Below are 17,588 nucleotides of genomic sequence, written 5' to 3'. Positions count from 1 at the left end.
CTGCCCCTCAACGCGCCGGCAGGATCTTGCCCCGGCACTCGCCGAAGCCGATGGACGCGAAACCCTCGCGGCGGCAACGGGCCCGCAAGATGATTTCGTCACCGTCCTCAAGGAATCGGCGCACTTCGCCAGACGCCAGTTCGATCGGTTTTTTACCGCCTTCGGTGATTTCCAGCAGACTGCCGAATTGATGGTTTTCAGGGCCCGACAGGGTGCCCGAGCCAAACAGGTCGCCGGCCTGCAACTGGCAACCGTTGACGCTGTGGTGCGCAACCATTTGCGCCACGGTCCAGTACATGTACTGGGTGTTGCTCAGGGTCAGGCGCTGGGCCGGCAGGTTTTGCTCGCCCATGGCCTCGGTGAGCAACAGGACTTCCAGCTCGATGTCGAAGGCACCGCCGGCCTGGTCACGCTTGTCCAGCAGATACGGCAGCGGTTGCGGATCGCCTTGCGGGCGTGCCGGTTGCGGGCGACGGAACGGTTCCAGGGCTTCAGCCGTCACCACCCATGGCGAAATACTGGTCAGGAAACTCTTCGACAGGAACGGCCCCAGTGGCTGGTATTCCCACGCCTGGATATCCCGGGCCGACCAGTCGTTGAGCAGGCAGAACCCGCCAATGTGTTCGGCGGCATCGCCGATGGGGATCGGTTCGCCCAGGGCATTGCCCTTGCCGATCCAGATGCCCAGTTCCAGCTCATAGTCCAGCCGCGCACACGGGCCGAAGGTCGGCTCGCTCTGGCCGGCCGGCAGGGTCTGGCCCTTGGGACGGCGCACGTCGGTGCCGGACGGGCGAATGGTCGAGGCGCGACCGTGGTAACCGATGGGGACGTATTTGTAGTTGGGCAGCAACGGATTGTCGGGGCGGAACAGCTTGCCGACATTCTGCGCGTGCTCGATACCGACGTAGAAGTCGGTGTAGTCGTTGATCCTGGCCGGCAGGTGCATCTGGCAGTCGGCCGCGAGGAGCAGCAGTTTCGCGCCCTGGGCTTCGACCTTGCCACGCAGGGGGCTGTCCTCGCGCAGCAGTTCCAGCAGTCGTTCACGCAGGGCAACCCGGGTGCCTCGGCCCAGGTCGAAAAATGCATTCAACTGGCCGTCGGCCATGGCTTCGACAGCCTGGCGTGCCGCGCCGTCAAACAAGCCCGCGTGCAGCGCCGCCTGCAGATCGAAAATGCGCTCGCCAATCGCCACGCCGCTGCGCAGGGCACCGCCATCGACACTGAAGATACCCAATGGCAGGTTCTGCAACGGGAAGTCCGCATGGCCGTTGGCACAGGCGACCCAGCTACGGGCAGGGGAAAGTTGAGTCATGGGTTATCTCCGGGTCGGGTCGAACGTGACAGGCAGCGAGGCCCAACATGCATCGTAGTCGGTTTGCAGTTGCGGGCAGCCCAGGGCGAAACGACTTGGACGCAGCACCTGGCTGGTCTCGAACATGAACGCCATGGTGTTGTCGATTTTCGCCGGCTGTAGATCGGCGTTGATCGCCTTGGTACAGGTCTCGCCATCCGGGCCATGGGCACTCATGCAGCTGTGCAAGGACGCACCGCCCGGTAGGAAACCTTCGGCCTTGGCATCGTAGGCGCCCTGGATCAGGCCCATGAATTCGTTCATCAGGTTGCGGTGGAACCACGGTGGACGGAAGGTGTTCTCTGCCACCATCCAGCGTGGCGGGAAAATCACGAAATCGAGGTTGGCCAGGCCGTGGACGCTGGTGGGCGAGGTCAACACGGTGAAAATAGACGGGTCCGGGTGATCGAAGCTGACCGTGCCAATGGTGTTGAAGCGGCGCAGATCATATTTATACGGCACGTTGTTGCCGTGCCAGGCCACCACGTCGAGGGGCGAATGATCCAGCTCGCACCCCCACAACTCACCGAGGAATTTCTGCACCAGCGGGGTCGGTTGCGCGAGGTTTTCGTAATGGGCGACCGGAGTCAGGAAATCCCGCGGATTCGCCAGGCCATTGCTGCCGATGGGCCCGAGGTCCGGCAGGCGTAGCGGCGCGCCATGGTTTTCGGCGAGGTAACCACGGGCCTGCGGATCGAGCAGTTCAATGCGAAATTTCAGCCCCCGGGGCAGCACGACGATTTCCAGTGGTGCCAGTTCCAGCACGCCTAACTCGGTGGCGATCCGCAGCCGTCCCAGTTGCGGCACGATCAGCCATTCACCGTCGGCATTGAAAAATACCCGCTCCATGGAGCGGTTGGCCCGGTACTGATAAAGGCTGATGCCGGCCGGCTTGTCCGCACCGGCATTGGCCGCCATGCACACCAGCCCGTCGATGAAATCGGTGGGCTCGGCGGGGATCTCCAGCGGGTTCCAACGCAGGCGATTGGGTGTGACGTCGCCCAATGGGCCGCCCGCCAATTGCCGTTCGAGCTTGGTGAAGGCCGGATGATTGGCCGACGGCCGGATGCGATACATCCAGGTACGCCGCGCTTCGCTGCGAGCCATGGTGAACGCCGTGCCGGAGAACAACTCGGCATAGAGACCGTACGGGGCTTTCTGTGGCGAGTTCTGGCCGACGGGCAGTGCGCCGGGCAATGCTTCGCTGGCAAATTCGTTGCCCAAGCCTGATTGGTAAGCCAGGTCCGACGCTGGGGAATCGAGGTTCATGGAGCCTCCAGGAATGCGGCCCGTCACTCAACGGAGTGGTTGAGGCGCACCGGGTTATTTTTATCGTAATTCGATTACGCATAACGTAATTTGCTCGACAGCGACCGTCAAGCTATAAAGACGCCCATTCGCCTCTGGACCCTGCGCCTCCATGGAAACCCCGCTCAGCAACGGTAAACAGAAAGTCCGCTCGGCCGAAGTCGGCACCGACATCCTCAAGGCCCTGGCCGAACTGTCGCCCTCCACGTCGCTGTCGCGGCTGGCCGAACACGTGCAAATGCCGGCGAGCAAGGTTCATCGGTATCTGCAGGCCTTGATCGCCAGCGGGTTTGCCGAGCAGAACGCCGCTACCAACCACTATGGCCTGGGCCGCGAGGCCCTGCGCGTAGGCCTGGCAGCGCTCAACGGTATGGACGTGCTGCAAGTGGCCGCCCTGCCCCTGGCCGAACTGCGCGACGACTTGAACGAAACCTGCTTCCTGGCGGTGTGGGGCAACCATGGCGCGACCGTGGTACGGATCGAACCCGCCGTGCGGGCCGTGACCGTGGTGACGCAACTGGGTTCGGTATTGCCACTGCTCAGTTCGTCCACGGGGCTGGTGTTCAGCGCTTATCTGCCGGAGCGCGAGACCATCGGTTTGCGCGAGCAGGAAGTACAAGGCACCGAGCACCACGCCCTCGCCGACGATCGCGTTTATGCCGCGTTGTGCGAACAGATTCGCAGTCGCGGCCTGCACCATGTGCATGGCTTGCTGATGCCGGGCGTGGATGCCTTGTCCGCTCCGGTATTCAATGCCGTCGGCGAGGTGAAAGCGGTGATGACGATCGTGGGACCGACCTCGCTGTTCCACGCCGACGAAGACGGCCCGGCGGCGCAACGCCTGTTGGCGGCGACCCGGGCCGTGAGTTGGCGGATGGGGTATGAAGCGAGTCCGGGATCAGCCCAGCAAATCCGGGACAATCCTGATCACTAAATCATTCAGGTGAGAGGTGATCAGTTGCGGATGGAGATAACGCTCTTCGCCGCTGAAGGGAACGGTATAAATCCCCTGGTGACGGCCCTTGGAGTGATAGGGAATCACATCATTCCTGAAGTGGCCCAATAGATACTCAATCAGTTGCTCGGACGACGACACCATGCGCTTGCCGGGGCCGTGCGCAATAAAACTGGTCACGTACACGCCATCCGGATCGACGTTGGGCACGTGGACTTTCAATGCCCCGTGCACATCCTCGACGGACAAGGGCCTGAGGGGACGCGGGGATAAATCCATTGCAGGCTTGTCCGTCAAACTTGCAACAATGTCCGTGACGATTGTCTCAAACGCTATCAAGTCCAGCGTCCTGACCCGGTCCTCGGAGTCTTTCAGAGTGGGAAGAAAACAACGGAGTATTCATAAGGCATCCTTGTCATTTCATCGCCTCGAACTTCCTGTCCGGGCCGTTATTGATTGTGCGGCTGATACAACAGCGCGGCATCTCGATTCAACTGAAGACGCAACTTAGGCTTGAACTTCAGTCTCGCCGTTATACACAGGCCAGCGCGTGACTGTAAAAAAGGCAAGTGTAAGCGCGCGTGAAGTGTCGAATCATTGCATCTAACCCATCACGCCCATGACCTTGGCTTTTGCCACTGCCTGCGTACGCCGCTGCACGCCCAACTTGCTGTGGATTCGCCGCGCATGGGTTTTCACCGTGTGCAACGAAATGAACAGCCGTTCGGCAATCTGTTGGTTTGAATGACCTTGCGCAATCAGCTCCAGGACCTCCAGTTCGCGATGACTGAGCAAGGTGTCCTCGGCGCTGGCGGGCGGCTCGACCTGCTCTGCCGATTGTGCCCAACGTACCAGCTCCGGCTGACGCAAGCGCAGCTCGCACAAGGCTTGCTGGGCCCGCCAGCAAGTGACTCGCTTGAGCCCTTCTTGCAGGAGTATCCGGGCCTGGGAGCGATCGCCGGACAACCAGACAACCTCCGTCAACACCAGCTGCAGTTCGGTTTCCAGGCTGTGCATTTCACTCTGCTGTGCCCGGGCGATCATGGCTTGCAGGCGCGCCTGCGGCTCCTGTGCCCGCTGCAGGTAAACCTCGGCCAGCACCAGCAGGTATTCAAGTCGTGCAATCAATTCCAGGGTCGCGGGAGGCGCATGCTTGGCCTGCGGCCCGTGAAAATGGCGCAAGACGCGGGTCAAGGCTTCATGGGCCAGTTCCGCCCGCCCCTGTTGCAGCCAGAACTGGCAGCTGGTTTGCAGCAACACACCACGGTAAACGGTGTCGGGGATGTGCCGCTGCTGCATGATCCGCTCGGCATCGCGCAGTTGCATGAAGGCCTCGCCATAGTCGCCCTGGTTGGCAGCCAGGCTGGCCTTGCCGAGAAAGCCATAGAGCACTTGTTTGTCCAGGCTGTGCAGGCCCGTTTCCAGGCCCGTTTGAAACTGCTCGGCGGCGCGCTCTTCAAACCCCATGCGCAATGCCAGGCGCCCGCGCCGCAGGGCGATACGCCCCAACAGCGGGGAAAAGTCCTGGCCTGGTTTATCCAGCAGCGCCTGGACGGCGGCCAGCAGATGATCGGCCCGGTGAGGCGCGCCACGTTGTTCCAGGACTTGGGCGTGGTCCAGTTCCAGCAATCCTTCGAATACCAGTGAACCTTGCGCACGCGCCAGGCACAGCGCCTGGCGGTTGATCCGATGCGCAGAAGCCAGTTCGCCTTCAAGCAGCGCCTGCTGCGTGAGCCCACCCAGGCACAGCACCCGTTGGGCCCAGGCCTCGGGGTCCAGGCTGGCCTGGGCCTGGAGGAAGTGCTCGCGCGCCTGTTCGCCATCGCCCGAGAGGCGCAGCAACCAGCCTCGCAAGACCTGCCACCTGGCCAGCAGCTGTCGCTGCTGGCAGGCCGAAGGCTGCGGCATGAACCTGGCCAGTTGCTCGATGCACGTCGACGCCTGGTCGAAGCGTCCGGCGAACAACAGCGCAGCGGTGACCAACCCCACCGATTGCGGCGTACAGAGGGTCAGCGCTTCGCCTTGTTGATCGTGCAGGCCCAGCAACAGCACCACGTTGCGACGCTGCAAGACGTGCTCGAAGCTCAAATGCTGCAAGAAACTGACGGCAGTCTCGAACTCCTCGGCCAACATGGCTTGCTCGAACGCCATTTGCCAATCCTGCTCGGCAGCAAACCACTGGCAGGCCCGTCGATGCCAGGAACGCCCCTGCGGCCAGGGTTCTTCACGTACCAGCCGGGCCAGGGCCGGAAAAATCTGCAACCAGTCCGACGTCTGCTCCCATGGCTCGATGAAACATCCCAGGTCCAGTAGCAAGGGCAAGCATTGCGCGCCCACGGTGTCGCCGAACAGATGCTCGCACAGCCGGGCATTGAAGCGCGGCAGATGCGCCAGCACACGCCAGGCCTGCGCCAGATCCGGGGTCAGCGTGCTGAACAATTCGTACTCCAGGTAGTCGACCAAGGTCCCCGGCCGTCCCGGCGTTGCATGACTGCGCGCCCATTCGCAACGCTCCAACAGCGTGATGCGCACCCCGGCACACCAGCCGCCACTGCGCTGGATCACCTCGTGGGCAGTCCGGGCAGCCTGGGGACCGGGCAGATGACGCAGCAATGGCAGGACATCGTCGGGGGTGAAGAACAACGCCTGCGCATCGAACTCGTGCAACTCGTCATCGAGCAACAGTCGCGGCCAGTTGCAGTGGGGACGGCGGCGGCTATTCAGCCACAGGTGCAACGCCGGACTGCTGGTGTTCAACAGACGGTCGAGCAACTGGTCCAGTTCGGGATTCGGCACTCGGCAGTAGTCATCCAGGAACAACCACGTGGGTGTCTGCAAACGCGCCAGGTGGGCCAGCAGTCCCGCTTCATCGAGCATCGGCAGCCCGAGGGCCTGGGCCAGGCGCTCGCACATTTGCACCGTGCTCAACGCCGCGCCCCCCAGTGGCAACCAATGCAGCCGACACCCGGCGGGAGCCTGCAGGAAGCACTCGGCGAACAATGCACTCTTGCCACTGCCCGCTGGCGCGCAAAGCAGTTTTACTCGCGCTTCGGACGTCAGCAGCGGCTCGCTCAGGGACCGCCGCGGCACGTGCGTCGAGGACAGGCGAGGCAACAATCCTGGACGGTCCGGACACGGGGTCATGGCGGTCATGTGTGCAGATCCTGTTTATTGTTATCTCACCACCCTAGTCCTGTGTCGCCGAGCTTTGGAGAAGTATTCAGCGCGCTGATTGGCGCCCATAAAAAAACGACCGGCAGGGGCGCTGCCGGTCGATCACGATCATCAAGTCAGGCACAACCTTGTGGGGAAAGGATTCACTGTGGGAGCAAGGCTTGCCCGCGATGAACGATAACGCGGTTCAGCTTTCGAACAGCGGTGCGGCCATCGCGGGCAAGCCTTGCTCCCACAGATAAATCCCTTTGCCACAGTTATCTTTCCAACAGTCAGACCTTACCGAACCCCGGTCGAACGCAGCGCTGCCGGCGTGTAGTCGGCGGCCCTGGCCTCGAAGCCGTACTCGTAGCTGTGCTTCTCTTCGTTCTTCATGCCCAGGGCGATGTAGCGGCCGGCGATGATGTCGTAGAGCGCCTCGAGGGTGTAGCCCGGGTTCTGATGGTCGTAGTAGAACTGGGCATGACCTTCGGCCACCCGCCACAGTTGGCCGCGACCGTCGTAGTGATCCACCAGCGCCGCCTGCCAGCTGTCCTCGTCGAAGTACATGTGGCGCTTGGCATAGATGTGCCGCTCGCTAGGCTTGACCGTGCCGACCACTTCCCAGACCCGGTGCAATTCATAGCGAGTCAGGTCCTGGTTGATGTGGCCGGCCTTGATCACATCGTCGTACTTGAGGCTTGGCGAATCGAGCTTGTAGCTGTTGTACGGGATGTACATTTCCTTTTTGCCGACCAGCTTCCAGTCGTAGCGGTCCGGTGCACCGGAAAACAGGTCGAAGTTGTCGGAGGTGCGCAACCCGTCGGCGGCGGTGCCCGGGCCGTCGTAAGCCACTTGCGGGGCACGACGCACCCGGCGCTGGCCGGCGTTGTAGATCCAGGCCAGGCGCGGTTCCTTCACTTGGTCGAGGGTCTCATGCACCAACAGTACGTTGCCGGCCAGGCGCGCCGGCGCAGTCACCTCCTGCTTGAAATAGGTCAATACGTTGCTGGCCTTCTCCGGGTCGGCATCCTTGATCAGGAACGGCACGGCAATTTCTTCTTCAAAGCGGATCGGCGTGAAGCTGCCATTGGTCTGCGGCGTAGCCTGGGTGATGATGCGCCGCAAGTTGCCGCCGTGGTAACGGGTGACGTGGTTCCAGAGCACTTCCACGCCGCTCTTGGGAAGCGGGAAGGCGTAGTAGCGGTTGCCAGTGAAATTGGCCAGGCCATTGCCGTCGTTGATGGCGTTCACGTTGAGGGCGCTGCGCTTGGCCGACTCGTAGATTTCCGGCGGCAGGCCCACGCTGCGGTGGGTCGGATAGACCGGGATCTTGTAGGTTTCCGGGTAGCGCTTGAACATCGCGACCTGGCCTTCGGACAGCTTGTCCTTGTACTTGTCCACGGTCGCGGCGGTGATGGTGAACAGCGGTTTTTCATTGGCGAACGGATCGGCCAAAAAGCCCTTGCTGTCCACGGCACCGGCGTTTTTCGGGATACCGCCGGTCCAGGCCGGAATCGAGCCATCGGCATTGCCGGCTTTTTCCGCGCCCAACGGCGTAAGGCTGGTACCCAGTTTATTCGCTTCATCCGGCGAGACCGCCGCCATCACGTTCGCGGCCAGCAGGCTCAGGGCCAGGGCACCGCATTGCAGGATCATCTTGCGCATTGGGTTTTCCTTGTCAGCCAGATCAGAAGTTCACGCCGAAGCTCAACGCGAGGAAGTCGCGGTCTTCGAGAACGTTATAATCGCCGCCAAAAAAGTCGGTGTAGCTCAGGCTGGCGGTGTAGGTATTGCGGTAGTCGGCATCGACACCGACGCTGATAGCCTTGGCGCCTTCGTTGAACAAGCCATTGGGGCCGTAGCCGGCCACATCGTGAGACCAGGACACGTTGGGCTTGAAGTTCACACCACCGATCACGTTGGCGTAGTCGAGAATCGCCCGGGCGCGGTAGCCCCAGGAAGTCGAAGTGACAAAACCATCGGTGTCACCTCGGAAGCCATACTGGCCGTAGACCGAATCGCGGCCGTAACGCAGCTTGTCCTTGGACTCCAGCCCGCCGACATGCACCACTGCCGCCTCGCCCACCAGGGTCAGGCGTTCGGCGCCCAGTACCTGATCGACAAAATGCGTCAGGGTGCTCTGGACTTGGGTGATTTCCTTGCGCCGATAGCCGGTGTTGTCTGCACCCGGCGTGGTCGCGATGGGCGACGCCGCGCCACCGGCAATCGGATTGACCAGGGCCAGGGTCAGGTCGTTGGTATTGATCTGCACCGGTGCGTTGGGGCGGTAGCTGATTTCCCCGGTCCAGGCGGTGCCAGTGGGCAACGTCGTGGAGAAACTGGCGCCGTACAGGCGGATGTCTTCCGGGTATTCAAGGTAGTACCCACCGCGGCCCAGCATCACGCTTTGCGCCAGACCCGCACCGCTGCCGGGGGCCAGGCGGTTGGCGGTCGTAACCATGCCCGGCAACGCCGCCAGCGTCGAGAGCCCCGCCGTGGTGGTCCCGACGGTAGGCGTGCGGCTGTGGTAGTTCATGAAGTACAGGCCGTATTCGGTGTCATCGCCGAGCCAGCGCAACGCCGTGCCCCACTGGCCGGAGTCACGGGCGTCGCGGTCACCGCCACGGGGAACGATCACCCCTTCGCTGGACACCTGGATCTCCTGGCCGAATGCCCGGGTCAATGGCACGAACGGCGCAATCGCCGGGCTGCCCACGGTGTAGCCACTGGTGCAACCATCGGCCACCACGTCATTGCCGAAGAAGGTGCCGCAGTTATCCACAACCGTCTGGTCCCACTCCAACTGGTAGAAACCTTCGACGGTGAGCTTGTCGGTCAGGCCCTGGGAGGCGAACAGCATGTTCACCGGGATCAGACCCTCCTTGATCTCCGCACCGGGACGACGGAACGCGGACACGTCCACCGGGTTGATGCTGTTGATCGAGTTGCCGATGAAGGTACTTTCCCCCCAACTGACCACCTGCTTGCCGGCGCGCACGGTGCCCGGCAAATCGGCGATGGAATAGTTGTGATAGACAAAAGCATCGAGAATCTGCGCCCCTGAGGACTTGGCGCCTTCCTTGCGATTGCTGTCGCTGATGTCCTTGAACTCGCGGTTCTCGTCCTTTAGCTCGAAGTCATACCAGTACTTGCCGCGCACGAACACGCCGGTATCGCCGTACTTGAGTTCGAGGTCGTGCAGGCCTTTGAAGATTTTGGAAAAGGTCTCGCCTTTCTTGAAATTCAGCCGCCCATCATCACCGGTGGAGGATTGGCCGCGACCGCCGTTGACCGTGCCAACCAGGTCCTTGTCGGCATCGCGCATGCCCCAGCTTGCGCCCACGGACAACGACGAATCGAACTGACCCTCGATCTCGCCAATGTTGAATGAAACGGCCTGCGCCTGGGCACAGCAACCCAAGGCCACCGCGACGGCCAGCGCCTGCGGCTTGAAGATGGCGCGCATTGTTATTGTTGTCATGCGTCTTCCCCGGTGAGTGACAGAGGCTTCACCCTACTGCCGCGCGCCATGGGCGATAAGCGCACCAAGGAGGTATTCGCGCTGTACCTAAAAAGGATTACAGCCCATGCGGGACGGGCCTTTGCGCCGTGCATGGATGGACTGGATGATGGGTCATCAGCGCCGCGCATACTCATGCCCAGTATTCGACTGTTACGCGCCCTGCAACGGTGCATGTCCGGATCCGGGCTGTTTCCCGCAAGGCTCGATGCCTATGCTGGCCGGGCTTTCAGGGTAACGGGCCTGCAAGCACAGCCTCATGGCATCCCTCATGCCTGGCACACCGTCTTCGGATGGATTGGCGTCTCGGTCCATCATCCCGTGTTTACCGACGTTGGTTTGTAGCTCCTTTGCAACGTCACGCTTAGGCCGCTGCTTTTTGCAGCGGCCTTTTTTATGTGGTTTATTTTCCCCGGATGAGTTTTTCAGGCGGTTGTTTAGTTATCCAAGAATCGCTTCTACCTTCTTACTTCTATGAACAATCAATTCCTAGACATCCAAATGCCTGCTCCTACAACAAAGCAGGAAACTCACTACAAGCCCATGAAAAATCCACTGGTAGGCTGAAAGTCAGTCGCAGCATTCTGCTTCGATTTTAACTTAGTGAAGTTTCCACGATGCCAATCAACTACAACAGCTATCGATCAAAAAAAGGCTACAACAGCCGAATTCGTTTCCTGGTTTTCCATTACACCGCAGCTAACTTCTCATCCTCCGTCAACGCGCTGACCGGCGCCTCCGTCAGTGCCCACTACTTGATTCCGGACATCACCGACCCAAGCTATTTGAACGCGGGTTTCAACGACCAACAGATTTTCAACCTGGTGGACGAAAACCAGCGCGCCTGGCACGCAGGAGTGAGCAGTTGGGGTGGACGAACCAATCTGAATGACACTTCGATTGGCATTGAAATCGTCAATCGCGCCACCGATAACCAAGGGCAGTTCAGCTTCCCGCCGTATCAATCCCGGCAGATCGAGGCGATCGAAGTCCTGGCGCTGGACATCCTCAAGCGTTATCCCGACATCAGCCCCGTCAATGTGGTGGGGCATTCGGACATTGCCGCTGGCAGGAAAAGCGACCCGGGCCCGATGTTTCCCTGGCAGGCGTTGTACGCCAAAGGCATCGGCGCCTGGTTTCATGAGCCCACGCAGAAGGCGTACAGGGAGTTGTATCAAGGCAACGGATTGCCGACTCGTGAACAACAACTTGGACTGTTCAAGAAGTATGGCTATGACACGTCGGCCGCCACGACGGACACAGGTTTCCAGCGCCTGGTGCGCGCCTTCCAGTTGCACTTCCGTCCGGCCAGATATGACGGGGTGATGGATATTGAGACCGCCGCGAACCTGGCGGCCTTGGTGAAAAAGTATTGCCCATGAGCACGGTTGTCGCGGCTGACGGCAACCGGCCCGGGCAATGAAACCTAAATGGCGTGGCGTTGCAGATTCGCCATCATTTCCTTCAGCGCTTCCAGGTTGTCGTTCGGGTGTACGGCATTTTCGAAGTCGCAGATCTGCTGCCAATGGGCGGCGACGTCTTCGGGTGAAAAACCTTTGCGCGGATCGAAGCCCGCCCCCAGGCTGCGCTCCCAGCGCACCTTGCCCATCCAGCCGCCGCCCACTTCGAACAGGCCGGAGGTTTCCTGGCAGGTCTCACTGGCCAGGTACACCACCAGCGGGCTGACGAGTTCGGGCTTGAGCTGTTCGAACACCTGCGGCGGGATCAGGCCTTCGGTCATGCGCGTGCCGCCGGTGGGAGCGATGGCATTGACCAGGATGTTGTTCTTGCGGCCTTCGATGGCCAGGGTCCGCGTCAGGCCATAAAGGCCGAGCTTGGCCATGCCGTAGTTGGATTGGCCAAAGTTGCCGTAGATGCCGGAGGTGGAAGCAGTGAAGATCACCCGCCCGTAGTTTTGCTCACGCAGGTGCGGCCACGCGGCGCGGGTCACCTTGTAGGCGCCCTCGACGTGGACGCGGTAGACCAGGTCCCAATCGGCGTCGTCCATTTTGTGGAACGTCTTGTCCCGCAGGATCCCGGCGTTGTTGACCACCACATCGACGCGGCCGAACGCGTCGAGGGCATTTTGTACCAGTTTGTCGCCATCGGTCACCGAGTCGTGGTTGGCCTCGGCGATGCCACCCGCCTCGCGGATTTCGGCGACCACCCGGTCTGCTGCCGAGGCGTTGGCCCCTTCCCCTTGAGCCGAGCCGCCAAGGTCGTTGACCAGCACTTTCGCGCCTTGTCTGGCGAACAGCAGCGCATGGGCGCGGCCCAGGCCCCCGCCGGCTCCCGTGACGATCACGACTTTATCTTCGAAGCGCACAGACTCACTCATGGCAGAACTCCAGCAGGCGGACAGGACAATGGGCACGAGTGTCCGGCACAAGTTGGCCGGTCACAATCAACACGGTTGCAAGTGAATGGTGGCCGATAAGGTGAGGGGATGATGCAGGCCCAGGCCACGGCGGCACATTCGATTTCCGGCGCCGCTATCGCGAGCAAGCTCGCTCCCACACAAGCTCGCTCCCACACAAGCTCGCTCCCACAGGGTGTCGTCATGAACAGGCCATTTGTCTGCGCGGCGCGACGATGGCTTCGCGAAACGCCAGGTAATGCTGGAGCACCTGCACCGGCGCCTCGGTGTGTGGGTAATGACCGATGTCGGGCAACAACACCGTGTCCGGGTTCGGGATCAGTGCCTCGTAGCGCGCCACCATGTGTTCACCGGAAATCGGGTCGACCGCGCCGTCAATCACCCGCAACGGCACGTCGCCGCGCCGCATCGCCTGCACCCAACGATCACGCTGCACGCGGCGTTCGGGAATATAGGCGATGAGCTTGTGCATGATCCGCGGGCCACGATGGGCTTCTATCAGGCTCCAGAAATCATCCAGTTCGCTTTCAGTGGGGCCGGTCCTGGGACCGAAAATACGCCGAAAGCTACTGACCAGGCTTTCCCGGGAGAACGCCCGCCCCAGCAGCCAGCCCAGGGGGCTGAGCAAGAGTTTCTGGGCCCAGACCGGACGATGGGTTTCCGGGAACAGGCCGCCATTGAGAAAGACACAACTGGCGAGGTGGATGCGTGCTTCGTAATGCCGCGCCAGCAGCTCCTGGGCCACGCTGTCACCGTAATCGTGGGCCAGCACATGCAGCACGCCCCTCACATTCAGGTGCGCCAGCAAGGCCTGTTGCAGATCGGCTTGCTCCAGCAGGCTGTAGACGTGATCCGTCGGTTTGGCGGAGTCGCCGAAACCGAGCATGTCACACGCGATCACCCGGTAGCGTTGCGCCAACGGTTGCCACAGGTAATGCCAATCCCAGCTGGCGGTGGGAAAACCGTGGATCAGCAGCAGCGGCTCGCCCTGCCCGGCCACCCAGTAACGGATGGCATGGCCACGGAACATGAAGATCTGGCTGCGCTGGCGCCAGATACGCAGGGGAATCTGGGCCAGAGCAATCAACTTCTATACCCGGCATCTTGTTGATCGAGCTTGCGCAATAAAGCCGGCCAGGCCAACGCGCCGCCCATGCCCTGGGCGCTTTTGGTCACCCCGGCGATCATCGCCCGGGCGCCAGCCAGGATCTGCGGTTCGATGGCAATCAGCTCGGCCCCGCCGCTCTGCGCCAGGACCTGGATGTCACAGGCCCGTTGAAAGGTGAACATCATCAGGAAAGTATCGGCGATGGTCCCGCCGCAGGTCAGCAAGCCATGGTTGTGCAGCATCAGGAAGTTGCTCTCGCCCAGGTCCGCCTGCAGGCGAGCCTTTTCTTCGTGATTCAAGGCCACCCCTTCGTAGGCGTGATAGGCCAGGCTCGACAGCACGAACAGCGATTGCTGGCTGATCGGCAGCACCCCCTGCTTCTGGGCCGATACCGCCACGCCGGCTGCCGTGTGGGTGTGCAACACACAGGCCACATCATGGCGCACCTCATGCACCGCGCTGTGGATGGTGTAGCCGGCCGGGTTGATCTCGTAGGGGCTGTCCATCAACTTGTTGCCGGCCTGATCGACCTTGACCAGGCTCGAGGCGGTGATTTCATGGAACATCATCCCGAACGGGTTGATCAGGAAATCCTCGGTACCGGGAACCTTTGCGGAAATATGGGTGAAGATCAGGTCATCCCAACCATGCAGCGCGACAAGCCGATAACAGGCGGCAAGGTCCACCCGGGTTTGCCATTCGGCCGCACTGACCTGATCCTTGATGCTGAGTGTCGTTTGGAGGGGCGCTACGCTCACGGCTCTGACCTCTGGTTTCTTATATGTCTCGATCGAAACGTCGTACGCAAGAAAATCAGTCTAGTCAGCTCTTTCAGAGGCGGTAGTTGCATTGGCAGCCAGCTTACTGGCCGAACGAGTCAGCGCATCCGCTTCAAGCGCGCAACGTATCGATCAACTCAGCGAGCCATGGCTCGGCGTCGGTTTCCGGCGTGACGCTTTCGCTGGCATCCAGACGCAGCATCGGCAGCACCTCGCGTACGCCCAATTCGACGAACAGCTCGCACATCTGCTCGCCACCGGCGCAGAAGGTATCCCCATAGCTGGCGTCGCCCAGGCCGATCACCGCGCCAGGCAAACCGCGAAAGAATCCGGGCAACTGGTCGCGGATGACCGAATACAACGGCATCAGATTGTCCGGCAACTCCCCCATACCGGTGGTGGAAGTCACTGCCAGCACGGCCTCTGGTGCGAATGCCTGCACATCTGCCAGGGTCGCACGCGGGTCGTGCCAGGCTTCGAAACCTGCCTCGCGAAGCAGTTTGGCGGCGTGCCGGGCGACTTCTTCGGCGGTGCCATACACCGAGCCGGAAAGAATGGCGACTTTCATCAATCTGATCCTGAACCTGAAAAAAGAGCCGGAATAGTAACAGTTGCACCTGTCCGGCTGCGAATGGCTCTCAACGGCCCTAATGGCCAGTGGACAGCCTATCGATTTCTTTTAGAATGCTGATCCTACAAGGATGTTCAAAGGGTTCTCCCCATGATCAACGCTCAACTGATGCAACTGGTCATCAATGCTTCGAACGACGGGATTGTCATCGCCGAAAAAGAAGGTGAAGACAATATCCTGATCTACGTGAACCCGGCCTTCGAACGATTGACTGGTTATCACCGCGACGAAATCCTTTATCAGGACTGCCGGTTCCTGCAATCGGGTGATCGAGACCAGCCTTCGCTGGAGCCCATTCGCAAAGCCTTGAAAGAGGGCGGTGCCTGTCGTGAGGTGCTGCGCAATTACCGCAAGGACGGCACGCCGTTCTGGAATGAGTTGTCACTGTCCACGGTAAAAAACCAGGCTGACGGGCATACCTATTTCGTGGGTGTGCAAAAAGACGTCACGACCCAGGTCAAGGCTCAACAACGCGTCGCCCAGCTGGAAAAGGAGCTGGCCGACGCACGGGAGACCATTGCCCGGCTCGAAGCGACGAACGGTTCAAACAAACCCACGAATTAATGGTCAGTCACTACAATCACCAGTGAACACGTAAATTATCATTTCGAGCAGATCATGCAGCGCGATGCCCTCCTGACGCAGGATGAACTGGATTTCATCCGGACCATGCAACACAACCCGCAGTTGAACGAGCGGGATGTCACGTCGAGCTTGCTGGTAAACGGTGGGTCGCAGATCCGTGACTTGCTGACACGTCTGGCGGCAAATGAGCAGGTTACGCTGCAAGCCAATTTTGAAAACCAGCAGATGACCTTTCCGCTGCATCTGGTGGAAGACGAATTCCATGCGATGCACCTGCGCCTGGGTGTGCCGAGCATCTACGAGGACGGACCGAAGATACGCCCATGGCGCCTGGCGCTCGAAGAGCCGGTGGCGCTGGAAAATATCAAGGGTCAGCCGGGACCGCTGTGGGTCCACGAAGTCTCCTGCAAAGGCGTATTGGTAGAGAACCGCAGTCGAACCAAACCGCCGAAGCAGTTTGCCTTGTGGTTCAGCCCATCAGGCTACGAGAGAATTTCGTTGCGAGGCAGCTTCGAACGGGAAACCGATCGCGGCCTGTTTGCCTACCACCTGAACCAGAATGACCAGGACGAGACGGAGCGCCTGCGCCAGTACATCCTGCAGCAACATCGCCTGACCCATCCGACCATGCATCTCTAGTGTCCTGTTTCGCAAATACGTTTCTTTTTGACAAGGTGATACAGGACACTCCATTCAGGTATCCAGATTGCCCGCAATGAATTGACGCAGGCGCTGGCGCATAACTGCCCTCTCACTCCCCAGGCACCCGATCGACGATCCAACCAGGCTCTCCTGTGCCAGATCGGATGCATCACCGGCCAGCATCAACGGACAATCCAGGCTCATCGCCAACTTGCCCAGGCGCTTGGGCAAATCTGGGGCCGGCGCATGATTGGAAACCAGCACCAATGCCACCGGCTGGATCTTCTGGCACACCAGGATCAGTTCCTCGAACGGCAGGCCGATCGACAACAACCTGACGCCTACATCCGCCTTGGACAGGAACAGCGCCGTGACCAGCAACTCCAGTTCATGGCAATGGTCGGCAATCGCGCAGACCAGGACACGCGGCGACGCACCTTCGCGCTTGAGCAAGAGCCGCTGGATGATGCGCGAACGCAGGAAACCATCAAGAAACACCCATTCGCTGGCTTGCCCGAACGTCTGCTGGCGTTGCAATAGCTGTCGCCAAAGCGGCATCAGGATGTCCTGGAAGACGATTGGCACGGTATAGGTGGAAAAGACCTGCCCGTAGACGCGATCCAGGTCCACATCGTCAAAGTTGCTAACCGCGTCCGCCACCTGTTGTTGCCAGCGGGCGTGATCGGCCCTGACCAGATCGGAGGAAATCAGCGTGGAGACCGGTTGCACCGACTCGGTCTTCGCCAGGATCTTTCCCACTTTGCTGACGGCCACCCCGCGCTCTATCCAAGCCAGGATGCTGCGCACTTTTTCAATATCGCCCAACGAGTACAGGCGATGCCCGCTTTCGGTGCGGGTAGGTTGGATCAAACCGTAGCGCCGCTCCCAGGCGCGCAGGGTCACGGGGTTCACGCCGGTCATGCGCGCGACTTCGCGAATGGGAAACAGGTCTTCCCGCTTCAAGGCACCTGATGCCTGGAAAACGAAGCCATCCTCTGTGATCACACTCATTTTGGCAGGCAATTCCGACTGGCAAATTGGATCCTAGTTTACCCCTCCCAGGACATGTCATGACAAGGATAAACGTACTCGATGTGCGGTTTTGTTGTTTTATGCGCAATCGGGAATAATCCTTGCCTGTTTTTTGGCGACCAGACGCTACCCACCACCCCGGGG

15 protein-coding genes are annotated in these 17,588 nt (G+C 60.7%); 4 read left to right on the top strand and 11 right to left on the bottom strand.

The window, feature by feature from the left end:
- Nucleotides 1-7 precede the first annotated feature (7 nt).
- Both fahA and hmgA read right to left on the bottom strand, forming a co-directional pair.
- Complete coding sequence (fahA, locus tag KGA89_RS22845) at nucleotides 8-1,312, bottom strand: fumarylacetoacetase (RefSeq protein WP_223472617.1); 1,305 nt, start codon at nucleotides 1,310-1,312, stop codon at nucleotides 8-10.
- 3 nt (nucleotides 1,313-1,315) lie between these two features.
- Complete coding sequence (hmgA, locus tag KGA89_RS22840; RefSeq protein WP_013694190.1) at nucleotides 1,316-2,620, bottom strand: homogentisate 1,2-dioxygenase; 1,305 nt, start codon at nucleotides 2,618-2,620, stop codon at nucleotides 1,316-1,318.
- Between the two features lie 151 nt (nucleotides 2,621-2,771).
- Between hmgA and KGA89_RS22835 the strand changes: the two genes are divergently transcribed.
- Nucleotides 2,772-3,593, top strand: a complete 822-nt coding sequence (locus KGA89_RS22835) for an IclR family transcriptional regulator (RefSeq protein ID WP_003205431.1) — start codon at nucleotides 2,772-2,774, stop codon at nucleotides 3,591-3,593.
- On the opposite strand, the gene KGA89_RS22830 is transcribed toward KGA89_RS22835, so the two are convergent.
- The 4 genes from KGA89_RS22830 to KGA89_RS22815 form a co-directional block, all read right to left on the bottom strand.
- Nucleotides 3,558-3,953 carry a hypothetical protein gene (locus tag KGA89_RS22830; RefSeq protein WP_050516632.1) on the bottom strand — a complete coding sequence of 132 codons (396 nt, stop codon included), beginning with the start codon at nucleotides 3,951-3,953 and terminating at the stop codon, nucleotides 3,558-3,560. The two genes, KGA89_RS22835 and KGA89_RS22830, sit on opposite strands and share 36 nt — an antisense overlap.
- A 264-nt stretch (nucleotides 3,954-4,217) precedes the next feature.
- On the bottom strand, nucleotides 4,218-6,767 hold the full coding sequence (locus KGA89_RS22825) for a LuxR C-terminal-related transcriptional regulator (protein WP_223472616.1): 2,550 nt from the start codon (nucleotides 6,765-6,767) through the stop codon (nucleotides 4,218-4,220).
- 300 nt (nucleotides 6,768-7,067) lie between these two features.
- Entirely contained in the window at nucleotides 7,068-8,435 is a 1,368-nt protein-coding gene (locus KGA89_RS22820) for a DUF1329 domain-containing protein (protein WP_003205434.1), read from the bottom strand.
- Between the two features lie 22 nt (nucleotides 8,436-8,457).
- Nucleotides 8,458-10,251: a DUF1302 domain-containing protein gene (locus KGA89_RS22815; RefSeq protein ID WP_223472615.1), complete on the bottom strand. Its 1,794-nt coding sequence runs from the start codon at nucleotides 10,249-10,251 to the stop codon at nucleotides 8,458-8,460.
- Nucleotides 10,252-10,907: 656 nt separating this feature from the next.
- Here KGA89_RS22815 and KGA89_RS22810 point away from each other — a divergent pair.
- On the top strand, nucleotides 10,908-11,672 hold the full coding sequence (locus KGA89_RS22810; RefSeq protein WP_223472614.1) for an N-acetylmuramoyl-L-alanine amidase: 765 nt from the start codon (nucleotides 10,908-10,910) through the stop codon (nucleotides 11,670-11,672).
- 44 nt (nucleotides 11,673-11,716) lie between these two features.
- Here the strand turns inward: KGA89_RS22810 and KGA89_RS22805 are convergent, their stop codons facing one another.
- The 4 genes from KGA89_RS22805 to KGA89_RS22790 all read right to left on the bottom strand — a co-directional run bounded on the left by KGA89_RS22805 (nucleotide 11,717) and on the right by KGA89_RS22790 (nucleotide 15,122).
- The gene (locus KGA89_RS22805; RefSeq protein ID WP_053181805.1) at nucleotides 11,717-12,628 is read right to left on the bottom strand and encodes an SDR family oxidoreductase; all 912 of its coding nucleotides are present in this window, start codon (nucleotides 12,626-12,628) and stop codon (nucleotides 11,717-11,719) included.
- A 220-nt stretch (nucleotides 12,629-12,848) separates the two neighbouring features.
- Nucleotides 12,849-13,751: an alpha/beta fold hydrolase gene (locus tag KGA89_RS22800; protein WP_223472619.1), complete on the bottom strand. Its 903-nt coding sequence runs from the start codon at nucleotides 13,749-13,751 to the stop codon at nucleotides 12,849-12,851.
- Nucleotides 13,751-14,533 carry a class II aldolase/adducin family protein gene (locus tag KGA89_RS22795; protein ID WP_223472613.1) on the bottom strand — a complete coding sequence of 261 codons (783 nt, stop codon included), beginning with the start codon at nucleotides 14,531-14,533 and terminating at the stop codon, nucleotides 13,751-13,753. Before KGA89_RS22795 ends, KGA89_RS22800 begins: the two co-directional genes overlap by 1 nt.
- A gap of 133 nt (nucleotides 14,534-14,666) precedes the next feature.
- On the bottom strand, nucleotides 14,667-15,122 hold the full coding sequence (locus tag KGA89_RS22790; RefSeq protein WP_223472612.1) for a flavodoxin: 456 nt from the start codon (nucleotides 15,120-15,122) through the stop codon (nucleotides 14,667-14,669).
- A gap of 153 nt (nucleotides 15,123-15,275) precedes the next feature.
- On the opposite strand from KGA89_RS22790, the gene KGA89_RS22785 reads away from it, so the two are divergent.
- Together KGA89_RS22785 and KGA89_RS22780 are read left to right on the top strand one after the other, a co-directional pair.
- The gene (locus KGA89_RS22785) at nucleotides 15,276-15,749 is read left to right on the top strand and encodes a PAS domain-containing protein (protein WP_223472611.1); all 474 of its coding nucleotides are present in this window, start codon (nucleotides 15,276-15,278) and stop codon (nucleotides 15,747-15,749) included.
- A gap of 54 nt (nucleotides 15,750-15,803) precedes the next feature.
- The gene (locus KGA89_RS22780; RefSeq protein ID WP_223472610.1) at nucleotides 15,804-16,409 is read left to right on the top strand and encodes a hypothetical protein; all 606 of its coding nucleotides are present in this window, start codon (nucleotides 15,804-15,806) and stop codon (nucleotides 16,407-16,409) included.
- A 54-nt stretch (nucleotides 16,410-16,463) separates the two neighbouring features.
- On the opposite strand, the gene KGA89_RS22775 is transcribed toward KGA89_RS22780, so the two are convergent.
- Complete coding sequence (locus KGA89_RS22775; RefSeq protein WP_223472609.1) at nucleotides 16,464-17,423, bottom strand: MerR family transcriptional regulator; 960 nt, start codon at nucleotides 17,421-17,423, stop codon at nucleotides 16,464-16,466.
- Nucleotides 17,424-17,588: the final 165 nt, after the last annotated feature.

Origin of the sequence: Pseudomonas sp. A-RE-22, from assembly GCF_019956035.1 — a bacterium.
Taxonomy (GTDB): domain Bacteria; phylum Pseudomonadota; class Gammaproteobacteria; order Pseudomonadales; family Pseudomonadaceae; genus Aquipseudomonas; species Aquipseudomonas brassicacearum.
The sequence above is the reverse complement of the archived record's forward strand: the minus strand, read 5'-3'. Positions and strand labels throughout refer to the sequence as shown.